This window comes from Leisingera sp. S232, from assembly GCF_049800895.1.
GTDB lineage: Bacteria > Pseudomonadota > Alphaproteobacteria > Rhodobacterales > Rhodobacteraceae > Leisingera.
The window spans coordinates 38,307-56,498 of sequence record NZ_JBNAFX010000017.1 but is presented as its reverse complement, the minus strand read 5'-3'; the positions used below and the strand labels follow the sequence as shown (position 1 = coordinate 56,498).

Sequence of the window (18,192 nt, the reverse complement as noted above, 5' to 3'; positions counted from 1 at the left end):
TTGTCCTCATTTTGCTCCGCTTGGCGCCTTGGGGGCTGGACCTGCCGCTGCTGCGCTGCTGTCCTATAGAGGAAGCTGCGGAAAGCTGTAGAAAACTGCACATAGTCCCTGCATGGATTTCATGCCTAAGGACTTGACCTGATAGCGCCCGCACAGCATGTATCTGCGCAGGAATGCAAACTTATTTCACAGGGGGCCCAAATGGCTTTTGAACTTCCCGATCTTCCGTACGCACATGACGCTCTGGCTGCCAAGGGCATGTCGGCGGAAACCCTGGAATACCACCATGACCTGCACCACAAGGCCTATGTCGACAACGGCAACAAGCTGATTGCCGGCACCGAGTGGGACGGCAAGTCGATGGAAGAGATCATCAAGGGTACCTATGACGCGAACGCGGTTGCCCAGAACGGTATCTTCAACAACATTTCTCAGCTGTGGAACCACAACCAGTTCTGGGAAATGATGGGCCCGGGCGAAAGCAAAATGCCGGGTGATCTGGAGAAGGCGCTGGTGGACTCCTTTGGCTCAGTGGATGAGTTCAAGTCGCAGTTCTCCGCCGCAGGCGCTGGCCAGTTCGGCTCCGGCTGGGCGTGGCTGGTCAAGAATGCAGACGGTTCGCTGGCTGTGACCAAGACTGAAAACGGCGTCAACCCGCTGTGCTTCAACCAGACCGCGCTGTTGGGTTGCGACGTGTGGGAGCACTCCTACTACATCGACTTCCGCAACAAGCGTCCCGCCTACCTGACCAACTTCCTGGACAATCTGGTGAACTGGGAAAACGTCGCCTCGCGGATGTAAGCCCGCAACAGCACGGAATTTCTGCAACGCCCGGTCGGCTGACCGGGCGTTTCTTGTTTGCATCGGTAACTGTCGCCTATGGCGCCCGCAGAATGTGGCCGGTCATAGCTGGCGTGCCGCAGTCTCTGGACCCGGCATTGCCATTCCTTGTCGCGGTTCTGGTTTTTGCGGCGTCATTCACCGCCGCCATTGTGCCGATCCAGGGTGCCGATCCAGCGCGCGGCTACCGGTGGTTTCCTGTGCGGCGCTGCGTCAGCAGTCGGTTTCGCGCAGGGCCGCGATCGCGGCGGCCGGCGTCTCGACCCAGATCAAGCAGTCTGCAGTGTCCTGTCCGGCAAACCCCTGGGCCACAACCTGATCCAGGAGAACGCGCAGTGTGTCCCAATAGCCTTCGGTGTTCAGAATCACGATGGGTTTGGCATGCAGGCCAAGCTGGCGCCAGGTGAGAGCTTCGAACAGCTCATCCAGAGAGCCTGCGCCGCCTGGCAGGACCACAATTGCATCGGCGTTCCACAGCATGACTTTTTTGCGCTCATGCATGGTTTCGGTGACTACATAGGTGGTGAGGTCTGATTTCCCAACCTCGCGTTGTTCCAGATGGCCGGGGATCACGCCAAAGGTTTCGCCGCCAGCCGCCTGCGCGGCGCGGGCGACCTCGCCCATCAGGCCGACATCGCCGGCGCCATAGACCAGCCGCATCCCGTTTTCCGCCAGCGCGGCGCCGAATGCGCGGGCTGCTTTTGCATAGGCGGGCAGGGCGCCAGCGCGGGCACCGCAGTAGACACAGACGGATTTTATGCACATCGGCCAGCCTTTCTGTGGAATATCAAGGTGAAAACCAATTGGTGTTTTGACCCCTGATAGCGGGGTTGTTAGATTCCCTCAACTAAGCGGAAGGACACATTCCGCATTTGCCGAAGGGAAAGACATGGCGGAAGCATCTGGAAGCGGGGGTCTGGGGGCCCTCACATTTGGCGGAATAACCGGCGCGATTGTGGTCGTGGGCGGAGTCGTCCTCTACCAGCTTGGGGTGTTTGGCACTGCCGGGCCCGAAGGCACTGCTGTTTCCGAGGGGGCAGCGGGGCAGTCGGCGAACGGCAATACCGAATTTTCCGGCGATGGCGAGGAATCCGGTCAGCCGCTGAAAAACCGGGCAGCGGAGCAAGCTGCGCGCAATCAGGTTGCAGCTGTGGAACCGGCAGAAGCTACTCAGGACCCCGTGACCGGCACGTCAGAGGAAGCGGGCGAGGCAGAGCCAAAGGCTTTGGAACAGGCGGAAACTTCATCCGAGGAAGCTGAGCCGGAGGCCGCTGTTGTGGACAGCACTGTGGCTGAGAATGGATCAGGCAGTGCCGGAGACAATGCCGTCGAAGAGGGAGCCGCAGAGGAAAGTGCCGCCGAAGAAGGGACCGCCGAAGTGGAGGCTGCCGGAGACAGTTTTGGGGATCAAGGCAGTGAACCGGCGGGCTTGACCGAAACTGCAAACACCGGGGAGGCAGCGCAGGGCGAAGCGGAACCGGCTGCTGCCGCAGAAGAAATCTTTGTGTTGCAGGCACCTGAACTCGATCTGGTGCGCGTAGACAGTGAAGGCGCTGCGGTGATTGCCGGGCGGGCGCAGGAGGGCGTACAGGTTTCGGTGCTTCTTGATGGTGAAGTGCTGGAACAGCTGCAGGTGCCGTCAGGCGGTGAATTTGTTTCGCTGACGTCCATTGCGCCCAGTTCGCAACCTCAAGTCGTGTCGCTGCTGGCAGAACATGACGGTTCTCAGACCGCTTCTGGTGCGTCGTTCATTCTGGCTCCGGTCAGCCCGGCGTCGGTGGTTTCAGAAACAACAACAGAGGAGCCGCTGCATGAACAGTTTGCAGCACTGGCAGAAGAACCCTCTGCTGAAACGCCGGTTGTGGAAGCCCCTGTAACGCAGGACACCAGCGGAGCCGCGTCAGATCCTGTTTCCGAAGCGGCCTCTGTGCCGACGGAAACCGCGCAGGAAGTGCCGGGCGAGGTGGTTGCGACGGCAACTGCCGCAGAGGGGCAGAGTGCGGAAAAGACCGCCGCAGAGGCGTCGGCTGTGGCTGTATCGCAGCCAGCAGCAGAGCCGGAGGAACCGCAGCCCCAAGGGCAGGCCGTGGCTGTTCTGCGCGCGGATGAGACCGGGATTGAAGTTGTGCAGCCCGCAGTGTCCGCCGATCCGGACCTGAACACGGAAGTGGCGCTTGATGCGATCAGTTACAACGACACCGGCGGGGTTGAGCTTACGGGCCGCGCGCGTCCTCAGTCGCAGGTGCGTGTCTATGTGGACAACCTGCCGGTGGCAGAGCTGGATGCTGCGCAGGACGGACGCTGGAGCGGACGGCTGGAGGATGTGGCTCCGGGGGTTTACACTCTACGGCTGGATGAGATTGAAACTGCGTCCGGCAAGGTGCTGAGCCGCTTGGAAACCCCGTTTAAGCGGGAAACGCCGGATGTGCTGGCACAGCCAGAACGCGAGGCGGACCCGGATCAGCCGGCGCCGTTGATCAGGGCAATCACCGTGCAGAAAGGCGATACCCTCTGGGCGATATCCCAAGAGAGATACGGCAGCGGATTTCTGTATGTCAGGCTTTTTGAAGCCAACAAGGGCGACATCCGCAATCCGGATCTGATTTACCCAGGACAGGTTTTTACAATTCCGGAGTGACCTCGCACCGGCATAATTCCAGGAAAACGCGCCCCTGTGGCGCGTTTTTTGTTCCTGCCCCTCGCAAATCCGTGAACAGGTGGATATCTGAAAGTGTCTAGCCAGGAATAGCCATGACCCAAAATGATCAGACCGCTGTGCCGGCGCAAGAAGACATTGCCCAGGATGAACGCCGATCCGGGCTGCGCACGCTGCGCAAGGTGGGACCGTATCTTTGGCCTGAAGGCAATTCCTCGGTGAAGGTCCGTGTGATGCTGGCGCTGGCAGTGCTGGTGATTGCCAAGCTGATCGCGGTCTATACGCCGATGCTGTACAAGGGCGCGGTGGACAGCCTGGCAGGCGAAGGTGTGCCGCCCTTGGCGCTGGGAGCCGTTGGCCTGACGGTTGCCTATGGCATGGCCCGAATCCTGACCACCGGTTTCCAGCAACTGCGGGATGCGGTTTTTGCCCCGGTGGGCCAACGGGCACTGCGCCGGCTGGCGCTGGAGACTTTTACCCATATCCACCGGCTGTCGATGCGCTATCACATCACCCGCAAGACCGGCGGGCTGAGCCGGATCATCGAGCGCGGGGTGAAAGGCGTCGAATTCCTGCTGCGGTTCATGCTGTTCTCGATCGGGCCGCTGATCCTGGAACTGACACTGGTGGCCATTATTCTGACAGTGCTGTTTGATGCCTGGTATCTGGCGGCTGTGGCCGGGACCATCACGCTTTATGTGTGGTTCACTTTTGCGGTGACCGAATGGCGGGTGAAGCTGCGCCGCGAGATGAACAAACAGGATACCGACGCCAATCAAAAGGCGATCGACAGCCTGCTGAACTTTGAAACCGTCAAGTATTTCGTCGCCGAAGAGCGCGAGGCGGCACGCTATGACGGGGCCATGCGGGGCTACGCGCAGGCGGCGTTGAAAACCGCCTATTCTCTGGCGGCGCTGAACTTTGGCCAGAGTGTGATTATCACCGCAGGCCTCATCGGTGTCATGGTGATGGCTGCGATGGGGGTGGAACGGGGCGCGCTGACGGTTGGTGATTTTGTCATGGTCAACGCCTATATGATCCAGATCACCGTGCCGCTGAACTTCCTGGGGACTGTTTACCGCGAAATCCGTCAGAGCCTGGTCGACATGGGGGAAATGTTCGATCTGCTGGAGCAGCCCGCGGATGTGAGCGACCGTCCAGACGCAGCCGAGCTGCAGGTGACCGGCGGGCGCATCACGCTGGAGAACGTCCGGTTTTCCTACGATGCGGGCCGGGAAATCCTGAAGGGCATCTCGCTGGAGGCTGAACCGGGGCAGACGGTGGCGATTGTCGGGTCTACGGGATCGGGAAAATCGACCATCGGGCGGCTGCTGTTCCGGTTTTATGACGTCTCCGGTGGTGCGCTGAAAATCGACGGGCAGGATGTGCGGGAGGTGAGCCAGCGCAGCCTGCATCAGGCCATCGGCGTGGTGCCGCAGGACACGGTGCTGTTCAATGACACGATCCGATACAACATCGCTTATGGCCGTGACGGCGCCACCCAGCAAGACGTCGAGCAGGCGGCGCGGGATGCCCAGATCCATGATTTCATCATGGCGCTGCCGGGGGGCTATGACACCCAGGTGGGCGAGCGCGGATTGAAGCTGTCGGGCGGCGAGAAGCAGCGGGTGGGGATTGCCCGGACGCTGCTGAAAAACCCGCCGGTGCTGCTGCTGGACGAGGCAACATCAGCGCTGGACACCGATACCGAACAGGAGATCAAGGAGGCCCTGGCGCGGGCCGGGCAGGGGCGCACGGTGATCACCATTGCACATCGGCTGTCGACCATTGCCGAGGCGGACCGGATTGTGGTTCTGGAACAGGGCGAGATAGCCGAAACCGGAACCCATGAGGATCTTCTGGCCAGCCAGGGCCGCTATGCCCGGCTGTGGCAGCGCCAGCAGGCGGATCAGGACGCCGCCTGACTGTTTCTGGCGGGCTGCTAAAGTGGGAAACCATCACCGGCTTTCCCATTACCTTACCCGGTCCCGGTCCTAAAGTGGCGCCATGACAGGAAATCCGCAGCATCCACGCTGGCTGATCCGTGCAAAAGGAATACTGGATGAAGACCCTTCTGACTGCCGCTGCCTCTGCAGCTGTGCTTCTTGCGTCTCAGGCGCCGGCCTTTGCCGAGGACCTCGAATTCCTGCTGGTCAACGACAGCAGTGCCGATCTGGTTGAATTCAATGTGTCGCCGGCGTCTTCCGACAGATGGGAAGACAATCTGATTGACGGCGGCTATCTGGCGCCCGGCTATGAGATCGGCGTGCTGATTGCAGACGGTGCAACGACCTGCGTGTATGACATCCGCGGCAGCTTTGCAGACAGGTCGGAGGAAGAGGACTTTGGCCTCGATCTGTGTGATCTGGGTGAATACGTCTTTACCGACTGAAGCTGCCCCAGCAGGAATTGCCAACTCCAATAGAAAAGCCCCGACTGAGCGGGGCTTTTTGTTGTCTATTCGGCAGCCTGCAAGCGGTTGCTTGGGGCAGGTGGCTGCGGATTGTCGTCTTCTTCTTCGGCCTGGGCTTTGTCCGCCTTAGGCGGTGAGTCCTCGACCCATTGGATTTCCGTAGTCGGCAGCTGGCGCGCCTTTTTGAACAGCTTGGTGTCCCGTGCAATGCGGCTGGAGCGGCCGCGGGTGATCCGTGACAGCAGCCGGCCCAAGGCAAGCATATAGGTAGAAAACCACACCCGGATTGCCAGCAGCGAGGGCGTGACGACAAGGGTCAGCACAGTGGCAACACCAAGGCCAAAGACCACAGCGGTGGCCAGCTGCTTCCACCACAGCGCCGTAGGGCTGTCGATTGAGTAGCCGCCGTTGATGAAGTCGAGGCTGAGGCCGAACATCATCGGGGTGAGACCGGCCATCGTGGTGATGGTGGTCAGCAGCACCGGGCGGATGCGGGCCTCAGCGGTGCGGATGATTGCCTCGATCCGGGGCATGTGCTTGGAATATTCCTGATAGGTATCAATCAGAACAATGTTGTTGTTCACAACGATACCAGCCAGCGCGACAATGCCGGTGCCGGTCATGATGATCGAGAAGGATTGATCCATGACCAGCATGCCGATCAGCACCCCGGTGGTGGAGAGAACCACGGCCAGAAGCACAAGAACCGAATTGTAGAAGCTGTTGAACTGGGCCAGCAGGATCACGAACATCAGCCCCAATGCACCGGCAAAAGCGTTCATCAGGAAGGCGCCGGATTCGGCCTGTTCTTCCTGATCACCGGTCCATTCCCAAGATATGCCTGCAGGCAGCGGGTTGGTTTCCAGCCATTCAGTCAGATACAAAATGCGTTCGTTGGGATTGACCGGAGAAGTCTTGGCGCCATTGTCCAATGCAGTTTGCAGGTCTTCAGCAGACACACCGTCGGACAGCTGGACCACCTCCATCTGGGCACCGGCAGCTGTCGTGACAACGGCCCCCTTAGGCGCAGCACCTGCTGCCACTTCTTTGATCAGGGCCAGGTCGCTGAGCTCTCCGGTCTCCGGGTCTTCAGTCTGCGCTTTGCTCAGCCCTGGAACCACATCAGCCTTCACATCATAGAACCGCTCCTGATCGACCCGGTTGATCATGGCGAGTTTCGGAACAGGTGTGCGGGTGATGAAGTTTGACAGCGGAACCAGACCTTCGCCAGTGCGGACTTTGAGAGTGTCCAAAGTGGACAGTACCCTGTCTTCTTCGGGCAGACGGACGCGGATATCGATTTCCTCGTCGCTGGCCTCTGGGCGCATGTCCCCCAACAGGACGCCGCGGGTGACCAGCTGCACCATCGCGCCCACAGTCGCCACATCAGCGCCATAGCGTCCGGCCTTGGCCACATCCACGTCAATTTGCCAGTCGATGCCGGGCAGGGGCAGGCTGTCTTCGATCAGCGTCAGACCGGGGGTGGCGTCGAACTGGGCACGGGCGGTTTCGGCTGCGGCAGTCAAATCCGCCCAATTGTCGCCGCGCACACGCAGATGCACAGGCTTGCCTTGCCCCGGGCCTTGCTCCAGCGGTTTGACCTCGACCTCATACCCCGGAAGCTTGGACAATTCCGCATTGAGTTCGTCCAGCACCGTGTTGCCGTCGAATTCTGTCGCAGTGACTTCGCGGGTCAGCAGGCCGTAGAACCAGGTTTCGGTCTGCGTCGGCCGGTTCTCCCAGGGGATGATTTCAAACTGGATCTGACCGATCGAGTCGCTGGGGCCGTCGCCGCCGCCGGGGCCGCCGGTGTTCAGCCCGCCTTCGCCGGCAAAGGAAAAGACGTTCACCACCGCCGGATGCGCCATGATGATGTCTTCGGCCTGGCGCACCATCTGGTCTTTTTCATGCAGCGAAATATTGCCGCGAGCGCGCACATGGGCCGTGGCCTGTTCCGGCTCTGTATCCACAAAGAATTCAACGCCGTTGTTGTTCTCTCCGAAGTAGCCGAACACGGAGCTGATGGAGAATGCCACTGCAACAATGGTCACAACAGGCATCACCGGATTTCCAGTGATGAACTTGATAAAGTGACCAAATGCAGAATGCCGATAACCGGGAGCCACTTCTTTTTCGGCACGCTGGATCTTGGCAGCGCCCAGGGTGATCGAGGCCGCAAAACCCGACGCAATAAACAGAGTTGCCCCGATCAGAAGCGCGCCAAAGCCTTCTGAGCCTGCGGGCAGGATATATTCGGGGTTCAGCATCTGCATGGCGCCGACAAACATGCCGAACATCGGTACGGGCACGATCAGGGCGCGCAGCCACCAGGGCAGGATCATCCGCAGCACTTGCGAAGCGCCTTCAAACACCCGGCTCAACCTGCCGGAAACGCCGCCGACAACCGGCAGATAGACCAGTGCCACCAGCAGCGAAGCCGACAGAACAAAGATCATTGTGACAGGCAGCATGCCCATGAATTCACCCGGTACACCGGGCCAGAACAGCATCGGCAAAAAGGCGCAAAGCGTGGTCGCCGTGGAGGAGACCACAGGCCAGAACATCCGCTGCGCCGCCTCGACATAGGCGTGCATCGGGCCGGTGCCTTCCTTGATCCGCTTGTCCGCGTATTCAACCACCACGATGGCGCCGTCCACCAGCATGCCCACGGCCAGGATCAGGCCGAACATCACCATGTTGGAAATGGTGATACCCATCACCGCGAGGAATGCAAAGCACAGCAGGAAGGATGTCGGGATGGCAAAGCCGACCAGCATTGCGGCCCGGCTGCCAAGCGCCGACAGGATGACGATCATCACCAGTGCGACGGCAGTCAGCACCGAGCCTTCCAGCTGGCGCACCATCGAGCCGACAACGCGGCTTTGGTCATTGGAGGTGCCGACAGTGACCGCTGCCTGCAGCTCTTCTGGCCAATTTTCCTGCGCGTCGGCAAGGATGGCCTTCACCTGATCAACAGTGTCGATCAGGTTGAACCCCTTGCGCTTGACTACTTGCAGTGCCAGCGTGCTTTCGCCGTCAAAACGGGCGGTGCCTTTGCGGTCCTCAAAGGTGTAATTGATCTGGGCCAGTTCACCCAGCGTGACCACACGGTCGCCGTTGGTCTTGATCGGCAGCGCGTAGATATCCTGAACGTCATCAAAGGAAGAGGGGATCTTGACCGAGAACGTTCCCTGGCTTGTTTCCACCTCGCCCGCCGCGATCAGCTGGTTGTTGTTCTGCACAACATTGATCAGCTCCAGTGCGGTGACATTGTAGGCCTCCAGGCGCAGCGGGTCGATAACCACTTCGACCATTTCATCGCGGTTGCCGGCAATGCCGGCCTCCAGCACCGAATCCAGTGCTTCAAATTCGTCCTGAAGATCCTTGGCCAGGCGGGCCATGGTGCGTTCGGGGACGGCGCCGGTCAGGTTGACGATGACGATGGGGAATTCCGAGAAGTTGATCTCGGTGATGGTGTATTGCTCAGCACCGCTGGGGAAGTCGGCCTGTGCGGTGTTCATCGCATCGCGCACATCGGCGATGGTGGCGCTTTTGTCCCAGCCGAAATCGAATTCCAGCAGCAGGCCGGCATAGTTTTCGGCCGCAGTTGCGGTCATCTTGTCCAGCCCGTCGAGATCCGCCATCTCGGTCTCCATGGGCTTGATCAGAAGGCTTTCGCTGTCGGTTGCCGAAATGCCGGGGAACTCGACCGACACATGCAGCATCGGGATGTCGATGTCCGGCTCGCCCTCTTTGGGCAGCATGGAATAGGCAAAGCCGCCGACAAGCAGCGAAATTGCGATGAATGCCAGGACCATCCGGGCGCGGTCGGCGGCCCAATCGACGATGCCAATCACTGTTCAGTCTCCCGGTAGGTGGCCGCAACGGCGACGCCTTCGGTCACGAAATCCTGTCCCACCACGATCACATCCGCGGTTTCAGGCAGCCCGTCCAGCCAGACGCCATCCGCCTCATCCCGCAGAAGCTTCACAGGGTAGAATACCACGGTGCTGTCGGATCCGACAACACGCACACCCAGTTGACCCTGGTTGTTCAGTGTCAGCGCCGATTGCGGCAGCTTGTGCGCCAGCGAGCCGGCCGATGAAATGGCGATATCGGCAGTCTGACCGTCACGGATGCTCAGGTCTGGATTGGGAACGGTGATCTCAACCTCAAAGGTGCGGGTGGCGGGGTCGGCAGACCGGCTGAGGAAAGTGACCTTGCCCTGAACCTCCTGGCCGTTGGACAACTGGGCGCCTGCACTGGCACCCAGCGTTACTTTGTTGACTTCCGCTTCCGGCACGTAGCCGACCAGCTTGATGGTATCCAGCTGAATCACCGTGCTGCACAGGCTGCCGGGTTGCAGCAGGCTGCCAAGCTCGGCGGTGTCGCTTTCCAGCAAGCCGTCAAAAGGCGCGGTGATTGTCAGATGGCTGATTTCACGTTCGGCGGTTGCGACCGCAGCCTGGGCCGATCGCTCAGCCGCCTCTGCAGAGGCCAGCCGGGTTTCAGAGGCATAGCCGCCCTTGGACAGTTTAGACGCGGCGGTCAGGTTGATCTTGGCCTCTTTCAGCTGCGCCTGGGCCTGGAGCAGCATCGACGGACGGGTCCCGGGATCAAGCTCGCACAGCAGATCGCCCTTTTGGACATGAGACCCCTTGCGCAGAGGATCGGAGATCACGGTGGAGGTGGTTTCGGCCCGCACTTCAACCTGGCGGATGGCCTGGGTCTGGCCGCGCAGAATGACCGCGTTGCCGATGCTGCGGGCCTTGCTGTGCACGGCCACGACGCCGACGCGCGATTCTGCTGCATCTGCCAGTTGCGGCCCATTGGCGGTTGCAGGGGTGGCCTGCTCAGCTTCTGGTGCATCCTCGCCGCGGGCGAAGGCCATCAGGTCATCACGCTCAATAACCACCATGTACAGGCTGGCAGTTACCGCCACTGCGGTCAGTATCGGTACAATGCGCATCTTGGGCTTTCCTGTTCTCTGTCTTTATCCCTGTGCGGACTGGCTCATTGGGGGTGCGGATGGCCTGTTCACAGCGGGAGTCGCGGGTATGTGATAAGGTTGATATACGAGATGTCCAATCTAAACTAAGTGGTTTAGTTCACATTTCTTGCTTTTCTGATCGAATTGGCAAAGTTTCTGGTGCAAACGGGCCACTTGGCTTGGCCTTTGAGCCGGGGTAAGAGGGGCGCAACGCATTCAAAACCGGTTCGGGCCTTGCCCGGGCTGCGCATATCAGGGGCTTTCATGAGCGATACCGACAGTTTTATCGACGAGGTGACCGAAGAGGTTCGCCGTGACAGGCTTTACGTGATGCTGAAACGCTATGGCTGGATTGGCGGGCTTGCGGTGGCGCTGATCGTCGGCGGTGCTGCGTTTCGCGAATACACCAAGGCCAAAGATCTGGCTGCCGCCGAAAAGCTTGGCGATGAAATTACGGCAGCGCTGGAAATCGACGGCAGCGAAGCACAGGCCACGGCGCTGGCGGCTGTCTCGGCAGAGAGCGCCGGCGGTGCGGCTGTTTTGAACATGCTGGAAGCGGGCGCTTTGGCGGAGGCTGGCAAGACGGCAGAAGCGGTTGCCCGGCTTGAGGCAGTTGCAGTCGATGGCGATCTGCCGTTGATCTACAGGAGCATTGCCAGCTTCAAGGCGCTGGCCCTGCAGGCTGACAGTCTGAGCGCCGCTGACCGTCGTGTCCAATATGAGGCGCTGGCCCAGCCGGGTGCGCCGCTGGCGCTGCTGGCGGCGGAACAATTGGCGCTGCTGGATGTCGAAGAAGGCAATACGGAAGCAGCAGTAAACCGGCTCCGGGACATCGTCGCGGATGCAACCGTCAGCGCAGACTTGAAAGAACGCGCGTCTCAGGTGATTGTGGCGCTTGGCGGCTCGGTCAACGGGGACGCTGCGCCGGAGGGGTAAGGGCGCGCCGCAGATGGGATCTTGCGGTACAAGAACGGCAGACAGGGCAGGGCAATGACATTATTCAAATCTTTCACCCGGGCACGGGTTCTTCTTTGCACCACCGCAGCTGTGGCCGTTCTGGCTGCCTGTACGGAAGAGGAACCGATTCTGCGCGGCGAGCGCGAGGACATCCGGCCGGACCTGGCGGTGGAGACCGTCAATCAATCCCGCGCCATTTCCCTGCCCAAGCAGGTTGCCAATTCCAGTTGGGAACAGGGGCATGGGGCCGAGGCCGGGCGCACGTCGCACCCGGCACTGGCCGCCGCGCCGCAGCGCATTTGGTCGGCTGCCATCGGGTCCGGCGACAGCCGTCGCCAGCGCATCACGGCGACCCCGGTTGTCGGGGGCGGGCGCATCTATACGCTGGACAGCGCGGCCAGGGTTTCAGCGGTTTCGCCACAGGGCCAGGTTCTGTGGCAAAGTGAACTGCTCCCGTCGACTGATGGCGAAGGTCAGGCGACCGGCGGCGGTTTGGCTTACCATGATGGTGTTCTTTACATCTCCTCGGGTTTCGGGGTGCTGACTGCGCTGAACGCGTCGGACGGCAATCTGGTCTGGCGGCAGGAACTGGAGGCGACGGGCTCTGGCCAGCCGCGCGTCAGCGGTGGTCTGGTTTATCTGGTCGCAGGTGATGATACCGGCTGGGCGGTGAATGCCAAGGATGGCCGCATCGCCTGGCAGATCAATGCATCGCCGTCACCGGCCAACGTGCTGGGGGCACCGGCGCCGGTTGTGACCAGCGACCTGGCCGTCTTTGCCTTTGGGTCCGGCGATCTGATTGCCACGTTCCGCCGCGGCGGCCTGCGCCGCTGGAGCGCCTCGGTTTCCGGGCAGCGCACCGGGCAGACTTTGTCGCGGATCAGTGATGTGACGGGCGCGCCGGTTGTGTCCGGCAACCGGCTTTATGCTGGTAACAACTCTGGCCGCACCGTTGCAATCGACATGGAAACCGGCGACCGGCTGTGGACGGCGCGCGAAGGCGCATCAGGCACGGCCTGGCCTGCGGGAGGCAGCCTGTTTCAGGTCAGCGACCTGAACCAGCTGCTGCGGCTGGATGCCAGCACCGGCGAGGTGATCTGGGCTGTCGACCTGCCGGGCTATGTGAAAGACAAGCCTCGCAAGCGCGGCCAGATCCATGTGCATCACGGCCCCGTCGTTGCTGGCGGGCAGGTGGTTGTCGCTTCCAATGATGGGCTGTTGCGCTTCTTCAATCCGCAGGATGGCAGCCTGACCCGCACCGCCGAAGTGCCGGGCGGCGCCACAACCGCGCCTGTCATTGCCGGCACTACGCTGTATGTGGTTTCCACCAAGGGCGATTTGCTGGCATATAGGTGACCGGTGTTTCCGGGTGGCGGTTGCCGCCCGGATGCGTTATGAGCCGCGTCTGAATCGCAGAAAGCTGGTCTGATGTCTTTTACCCTCGCCATCGTGGGCCGCCCCAATGTGGGCAAGTCCACCCTGTTCAACCGCCTCGTGGGCAAGAAACTGGCTTTGGTCGATGACCAGCCGGGTGTGACACGCGACCTGCGCGAAGGCGCGGCGCGGCTGGGGGATCTGCGATTTACGGTGATCGATACCGCAGGTCTGGAGGACGCCACCGACAATTCGCTGGAAGGGCGCATGCGACGCCTGACCGAGCGGGCGGTGGATATGGCCGACATCTGCCTGTTCATGATCGACGCGCGCACCGGTGTCACGCCGACGGATGAAGTCTTTGCTGATATTCTGCGCCGCAAGTCCGCCCATGTGATCCTGGCCGCCAACAAGGCCGAGGGCAACGCAGCCGAGGCAGGTGTGCTGGAAGCCTATGGGCTGGGACTGGGCGAGCCGCTGCGACTGTCGGGCGAACACGGCGAGGGGATGCCGGATCTCTATGGCATCCTGCAGCCGCTGGCGGAAAAATTCGAGGCTGAAGCCGTCGATCACGCGCCGGTCACGGATGTCGAGGTCTATGAGGAAATCGGCGAGGATGAGGAAGAGGTTGTTCCTGTTCCCACCGACGCCAAACCGCTGCAGGTGGCTGTTGTTGGCCGCCCGAATGCAGGCAAATCCACTCTGATCAACAGGATTCTGGGCGAGGAGCGTCTGCTGACCGGACCAGAAGCCGGGATCACCCGCGATGCGATCTCGCTGAAGATCAACTGGAAAGACACGCCCATGCGCGTGTTTGACACAGCAGGCATGCGCAAAAAGGCCAAGGTGCAGGAAAAACTGGAAAAGCTTTCCGTTTCCGATGGTCTGCGCGCGGTCAAATTCGCCGAAGTTGTGGTGGTGCTGTTGGATGCCAGCATCCCGTTCGAACAGCAAGATCTGCGGATTGCCGATCTGGCAGAACGGGAAGGCCGCGCGGTGGTGGTGGCGGTCAACAAATGGGATTCCGAAGAGCACAAGCAGGAAAAGCTGCGCGATCTCAAGGAAGCCTTCGGCCGCCTGCTGCCGCAATTGCGCGGCGCGCCGCTGGTGACTGTGTCCGCCAAGACCGGCAAGGGGCTGGACCGGCTGCATGAAGCCATTATGCGGGCCTATACTGTCTGGAACCGCCGGGTGCCGACAGCTGCGCTGAACCGCTGGCTGGTTGGCATGCTGGAACAGCACCCGCCGCCAGCACCGCAGGGCAAGCGGATCAAATTGCGCTACATGACACAGGCCAAGAGCCGCCCGCCTGGGTTCGTGGTCATGTGTTCACATCCGGACAAGCTGCCGGACAGCTATAACCGGTATCTGGTCAACGGGCTGCGCGAAGATTTTGACATGCCCGGCACGCCGATCCGGCTGTTCATGCGCGGGCAGGGGGATAAGAACCCCTATAAGGGCAAGCGGGCCAAAAACGCGGGCGCGCTGGAAAAGCACCTGAAGAAGCGCGGCAGCTGAGCAGCTCGGGGAGGCTCGGGGCGCATGCTCCCGCCCGGCCTGCAGCATTCACAGAATACTTTGGCCCGTTGGGCCCGGCGCCGCTCCAAGGAGCGGCGCCTTTGCGTTGCACGCCATTTTCTTCTGTGGTTTCGGCGGGCTTTCGCCGGGCGGCGGCCACTGTAGGGCGTTTGTTCCATCGGTCGTGTCCAGATGATAACCCTAGGGTTGAGGATCTGGTCCTCTGCCGCCTTGCCTTTGGCCAAGTCGGATATATCTGAGAATGACATTGGATGGGCTGCGTCTTGTTCGCCTGTCGCTCAAATCGTGCATTGACGGAAGAATTCATGGATCTGAGGGCACACACGCGCAAATACACAGTGAAGGACAACCGGCTGGCATCGCTGAGCTATTTTGGCACGTTTGCAGTCTATTTCCAGTCGCTGTATCTGGCCATCATCCACATCGACCGCTGGTATGTGATGCTGCCGGCGGGGGGTGTCTTTGCTTTTGCTGCTGTGCGGCTTTATGTGCTGCAACACGACACTGGCCATCATTCGCTGTTCGAAACCCGGTTTCAAAATGAGATCGCGGGTCACGTCCTGTCCCCTTTTACCTTTGCGCCCTTTGAGGTGATGAAGCAGAACCACAATCTGCATCATTCAAACATCGGCAATCTGGAGCACCGTGAAACTGGTGAGATCCACACGATGACGTTGCGGGAGTGGCACGCCGCCGGGGCCTGGGAAAGGCTGGGCTACCGGCTTTATCGCAACCCGTTTGTGCTGGTGCCGCTGGGCTCTGCCTTTACCTATTTTATTCGCTACCGCTGGCCCAAGAACACGGTGCATTTCGGCATCTGGGGTGTGGTCCTGCACAATCTGGTAATCGCGGCCCTGTTGATGCTGCTGTACTGGATGGCGGGAATGACGGGGATCTGGGTGTGGCTGGCGTTTTCTTTTTTGGGCGGCATGATCGGTGTGTTTCTGGTCTATCTGCAGCATAATTTTGAGGACACCTACTGGGATCGCCGCCCCGAGCTCAATCCACAGGTGGCGGCGCTGCAGGGGTCGTCCTGTTTGGATTTCGGCTGGTTGTTTGACATGGCCGTCGCCAATATCACCCTGCATGACATTCACCATTACAACGCTCGTATCCCGTCCTACCGGCTGCGTCAGTGCCATTACAGCCTGCCACCGGAACTGGGGCTGCGGCGGATCAAGTTTTCAGAAGCGCTGCGGGCGCTGACCCTGAAGCTTTGGGATGAAGAGAAGAAATGCCTGGTGCCCTTTCCAGCATAGATGTTTCCTGCAAGGATTGCCGGGCAAACAGACGGGCAAGCAAAGGAGTCTGATAGCGGCATGACAGCGATTTCAAAATTGCGGGGCGTGGGGCCGGCATTGTCCCGGATCCTTGAGGAAAACGGTGTGCATTCCGTTGAGGCGCTTGCCGGGATGGAGGAGCTGCAGCTGCGCAGCATTCCCGGGATTGGCGCTGGCCGGGCCGGTCTGCTGCTGGATGCAGCACGGGCCTACAACGGGTCCGCAGTGCCTGAGTGCAACGATCTGAATGCCCGGCTTGCAGCGGCGGAAGCCGCGCTTCAGGCGGCTGAAGAAAGGGCTGCCAAGGCACAGAATAAGGCCAGAAAAGCCAAACGTCAGGCCGCGCAGCTGATGGAGGAGTTCGCGGAGGCCAAGGTCAAGGCCAGGAAAAAGGCCAAGAAGGTCAAAGCCAAAGCCAGGAAAGCCATAGAAAAGGAAAAGGCGAAGGCAAAGGCAATCTTGGCAGGCGAAGGCGCTGAAAAGAAGAAGAAGCCGAAAAAGCGGGCATAGCTTGCTGTCTTAGGCATGAAAACCGGCGGCAGTCTGCGCCGGTTTTCTGTTTTCTGGCCCGTAGTCTGGATCAGGCCCGTAGTCTGGATCAGGTCCGCACTTTGGATCAGGCCAGATTGCCGTCAGCGGTCAGAGTCAGTTTGCCGCCCAGATAGGGGGCCAGTACCTCTGGCAGCTGGACAGAGCCATCCGCCTGCTGGCCGTTTTCCAGCACTGCGATCAGGCAGCGGCCCACAGCCAGACCGGAGCCGTTCAGCGTGTGCACAAATTGCGGCTTGCCGCCATCAGCGGGCTTGAAGCGGGCATTCATCCGGCGGGCCTGAAAATCACCGCAGACCGAGACCGAAGAAATCTCGCGGTAGGTCTTCTGGCCGGGGACCCAGACCTCGATGTCGTGGGTCTTGCGGGCGCCAAAGCCCATGTCGCCGGTGCAGAGCACAATGGTCCGGTAGGGCAGGCCCAGCCGTTCCAGGATGTTTTCGGCGCAACGGGTCATGCGCTCATGCTCCTCGATGCTTTTGTCCGGATGCGTGACGGAGACCATCTCGACTTTCTCGAACTGGTGCTGACGCAGCATGCCGGCGGTGTCCTTGCCCGCGCTGCCAGCCTCAGAGCGGAAGCATTGGGTATGCGCCACATAGCGGCGCGGCAGATAGCTTTCCTCGACAGTCAAACCATTGACGATATTGGTCAGCGTCACCTCAGCCGTTGGTACCAACCACCAGCCATTGGTGGTCTTGTAGCTGTCTTCGCCGAATTTGGGCAGCTGGCCGGTGCCGTACATCATCTCTTCACGCACCAGTACAGGAGACCATGTTTCCGTCAGGCCGTTTTCGTCCACATGGGTGTTGACCATGAACTGTGCGAGCGCGCGATGGATGCGGGCAACCGCACCGGACAGCACCACAAAACGGCTGCCCGAGAGCTTGGCTGCGGTTTCAAAATCCATGCCCGGCTTTACGCCTTCGATCTCGAAATGCTCCTTGGCCTCGAACTCCAGTTCCTTTGGATCGCCCCAGGTGCGGATTTCGACGTTGTCGTCTTCATCATCGCCCAGCGGCACATCGTCAAACGGCAGGTTCGCAATGGTCAACAGCATATCGTTCAGCTGCTGGTCCAGTTCCTTGGCCTCGGCGTTCATCGCTGCCACTTCGGCCTTCTTCTCGGCCACCAATGCGCGCAGGCGCTCAAACTCGGCTTCGTCGCCGCGGCTCTTGGCCGCGCCAACTTCCTTGGAGGCCTTGTTCTGTTCGGCCTGCGCGGTTTCAGCGGCCAGAATCTTGGCGCGCCGCGCCTCGTCCAGCGCGAGAATCCCGGATGACACGCCCGCATCCCCGCGCCGCGCCACAGCGGCGTCGAAAGCGGCAGGATTTTCGCGGATTGCGCGGATGTCATGCATGAGAGTCTCTCCTAGCGTTGAATGGTATTTGAATCAGTAGGCCTATCCTATGACGCAAGGGTGAAGAAAGGGAAAGAGGGGGAGGCCAGTGGACGCTGACTGTTCCTGACCTGCAGCTTGCCGCGAGGCCGTGCGCAGCAGCGCGTTTCTGGAAAATCGCGCGGCGGGCAGATGGGGAGCCCGGATCTCCGGTTGGTATGGAAAGATGCCGCGCTCCGGCCTGTAAAGCCCACG

General features: G+C 60.7%; 13 protein-coding genes. 9 read left to right on the top strand and 4 right to left on the bottom strand.

Features of this window, described 5'->3' with window-relative positions; genetic code table 11:
- The first annotated feature begins 201 nt into the window (after positions 1 to 201).
- Complete coding sequence (locus ACP151_RS11975) at positions 202 to 801, top strand: superoxide dismutase (protein WP_424979136.1); 600 nt, start codon at positions 202 to 204, stop codon at positions 799 to 801.
- Between the two features lie 252 nt (positions 802 to 1,053).
- Here the strand turns inward: ACP151_RS11975 and ACP151_RS11970 are convergent, their stop codons facing one another.
- The gene (locus ACP151_RS11970; RefSeq protein WP_424979135.1) at positions 1,054 to 1,605 is read right to left on the bottom strand and encodes a TIGR00730 family Rossman fold protein; all 552 of its coding nucleotides are present in this window, start codon (positions 1,603 to 1,605) and stop codon (positions 1,054 to 1,056) included.
- Positions 1,606 to 1,729: 124 nt separating this feature from the next.
- On the opposite strand from ACP151_RS11970, the gene ACP151_RS11965 reads away from it, so the two are divergent.
- The 3 genes from ACP151_RS11965 to ACP151_RS11955 all read left to right on the top strand — a co-directional run bounded on the left by ACP151_RS11965 (position 1,730) and on the right by ACP151_RS11955 (position 5,888).
- The gene (locus ACP151_RS11965) at positions 1,730 to 3,478 is read left to right on the top strand and encodes a LysM peptidoglycan-binding domain-containing protein (protein ID WP_424979134.1); all 1,749 of its coding nucleotides are present in this window, start codon (positions 1,730 to 1,732) and stop codon (positions 3,476 to 3,478) included.
- A 113-nt stretch (positions 3,479 to 3,591) separates the two neighbouring features.
- Positions 3,592 to 5,421 carry an ABCB family ABC transporter ATP-binding protein/permease gene (locus tag ACP151_RS11960; RefSeq protein WP_424979133.1) on the top strand — a complete coding sequence of 610 codons (1,830 nt, stop codon included), beginning with the start codon at positions 3,592 to 3,594 and terminating at the stop codon, positions 5,419 to 5,421.
- Between the two features lie 137 nt (positions 5,422 to 5,558).
- Complete coding sequence (locus ACP151_RS11955; RefSeq protein ID WP_424979132.1) at positions 5,559 to 5,888, top strand: hypothetical protein; 330 nt, start codon at positions 5,559 to 5,561, stop codon at positions 5,886 to 5,888.
- 65 nt (positions 5,889 to 5,953) lie between these two features.
- Here ACP151_RS11955 and ACP151_RS11950 read toward each other — a convergent pair whose 3' ends face one another.
- Positions 5,954 to 9,766: an efflux RND transporter permease subunit gene (locus ACP151_RS11950; RefSeq protein ID WP_424979131.1), complete on the bottom strand. Its 3,813-nt coding sequence runs from the start codon at positions 9,764 to 9,766 to the stop codon at positions 5,954 to 5,956.
- Positions 9,763 to 10,878, bottom strand: coding sequence for an efflux RND transporter periplasmic adaptor subunit (locus tag ACP151_RS11945; RefSeq protein ID WP_424979130.1), 1,116 nt, complete (start codon positions 10,876 to 10,878; stop codon positions 9,763 to 9,765). Before ACP151_RS11945 ends, ACP151_RS11950 begins: the two co-directional genes overlap by 4 nt.
- 285 nt (positions 10,879 to 11,163) lie before the next feature.
- Here ACP151_RS11945 and ACP151_RS11940 point away from each other — a divergent pair, with 285 nt between their 5' ends.
- The 5 genes from ACP151_RS11940 to ACP151_RS11920 all read left to right on the top strand — a co-directional run bounded on the left by ACP151_RS11940 (position 11,164) and on the right by ACP151_RS11920 (position 16,559).
- Positions 11,164 to 11,835 (top strand): hypothetical protein, encoded by a 672-nt coding sequence (locus tag ACP151_RS11940; RefSeq protein WP_424979129.1) that lies wholly within the window; start codon positions 11,164 to 11,166, stop codon positions 11,833 to 11,835.
- 54 nt (positions 11,836 to 11,889) lie between these two features.
- Positions 11,890 to 13,212: a PQQ-binding-like beta-propeller repeat protein gene (locus tag ACP151_RS11935; protein WP_424979128.1), complete on the top strand. Its 1,323-nt coding sequence runs from the start codon at positions 11,890 to 11,892 to the stop codon at positions 13,210 to 13,212.
- A 72-nt stretch (positions 13,213 to 13,284) separates the two neighbouring features.
- Positions 13,285 to 14,748 (top strand): ribosome biogenesis GTPase Der, encoded by a 1,464-nt coding sequence (der, locus tag ACP151_RS11930; RefSeq protein WP_424979127.1) that lies wholly within the window; start codon positions 13,285 to 13,287, stop codon positions 14,746 to 14,748.
- Positions 14,749 to 15,074: 326 nt separating this feature from the next.
- Positions 15,075 to 16,028, top strand: a complete 954-nt coding sequence (locus ACP151_RS11925) for a fatty acid desaturase (protein WP_424979126.1) — start codon at positions 15,075 to 15,077, stop codon at positions 16,026 to 16,028.
- Positions 16,029 to 16,559 (top strand): helix-hairpin-helix domain-containing protein, encoded by a 531-nt coding sequence (locus ACP151_RS11920; protein ID WP_424979125.1) that lies wholly within the window; start codon positions 16,029 to 16,031, stop codon positions 16,557 to 16,559. It begins immediately after the preceding gene.
- A 106-nt stretch (positions 16,560 to 16,665) separates the two neighbouring features.
- On the opposite strand, the gene serS is transcribed toward ACP151_RS11920, so the two are convergent.
- Positions 16,666 to 17,958, bottom strand: coding sequence for a serine--tRNA ligase (serS, locus tag ACP151_RS11915; RefSeq protein ID WP_424979124.1), 1,293 nt, complete (start codon positions 17,956 to 17,958; stop codon positions 16,666 to 16,668).
- Positions 17,959 to 18,192: the final 234 nt, after the last annotated feature.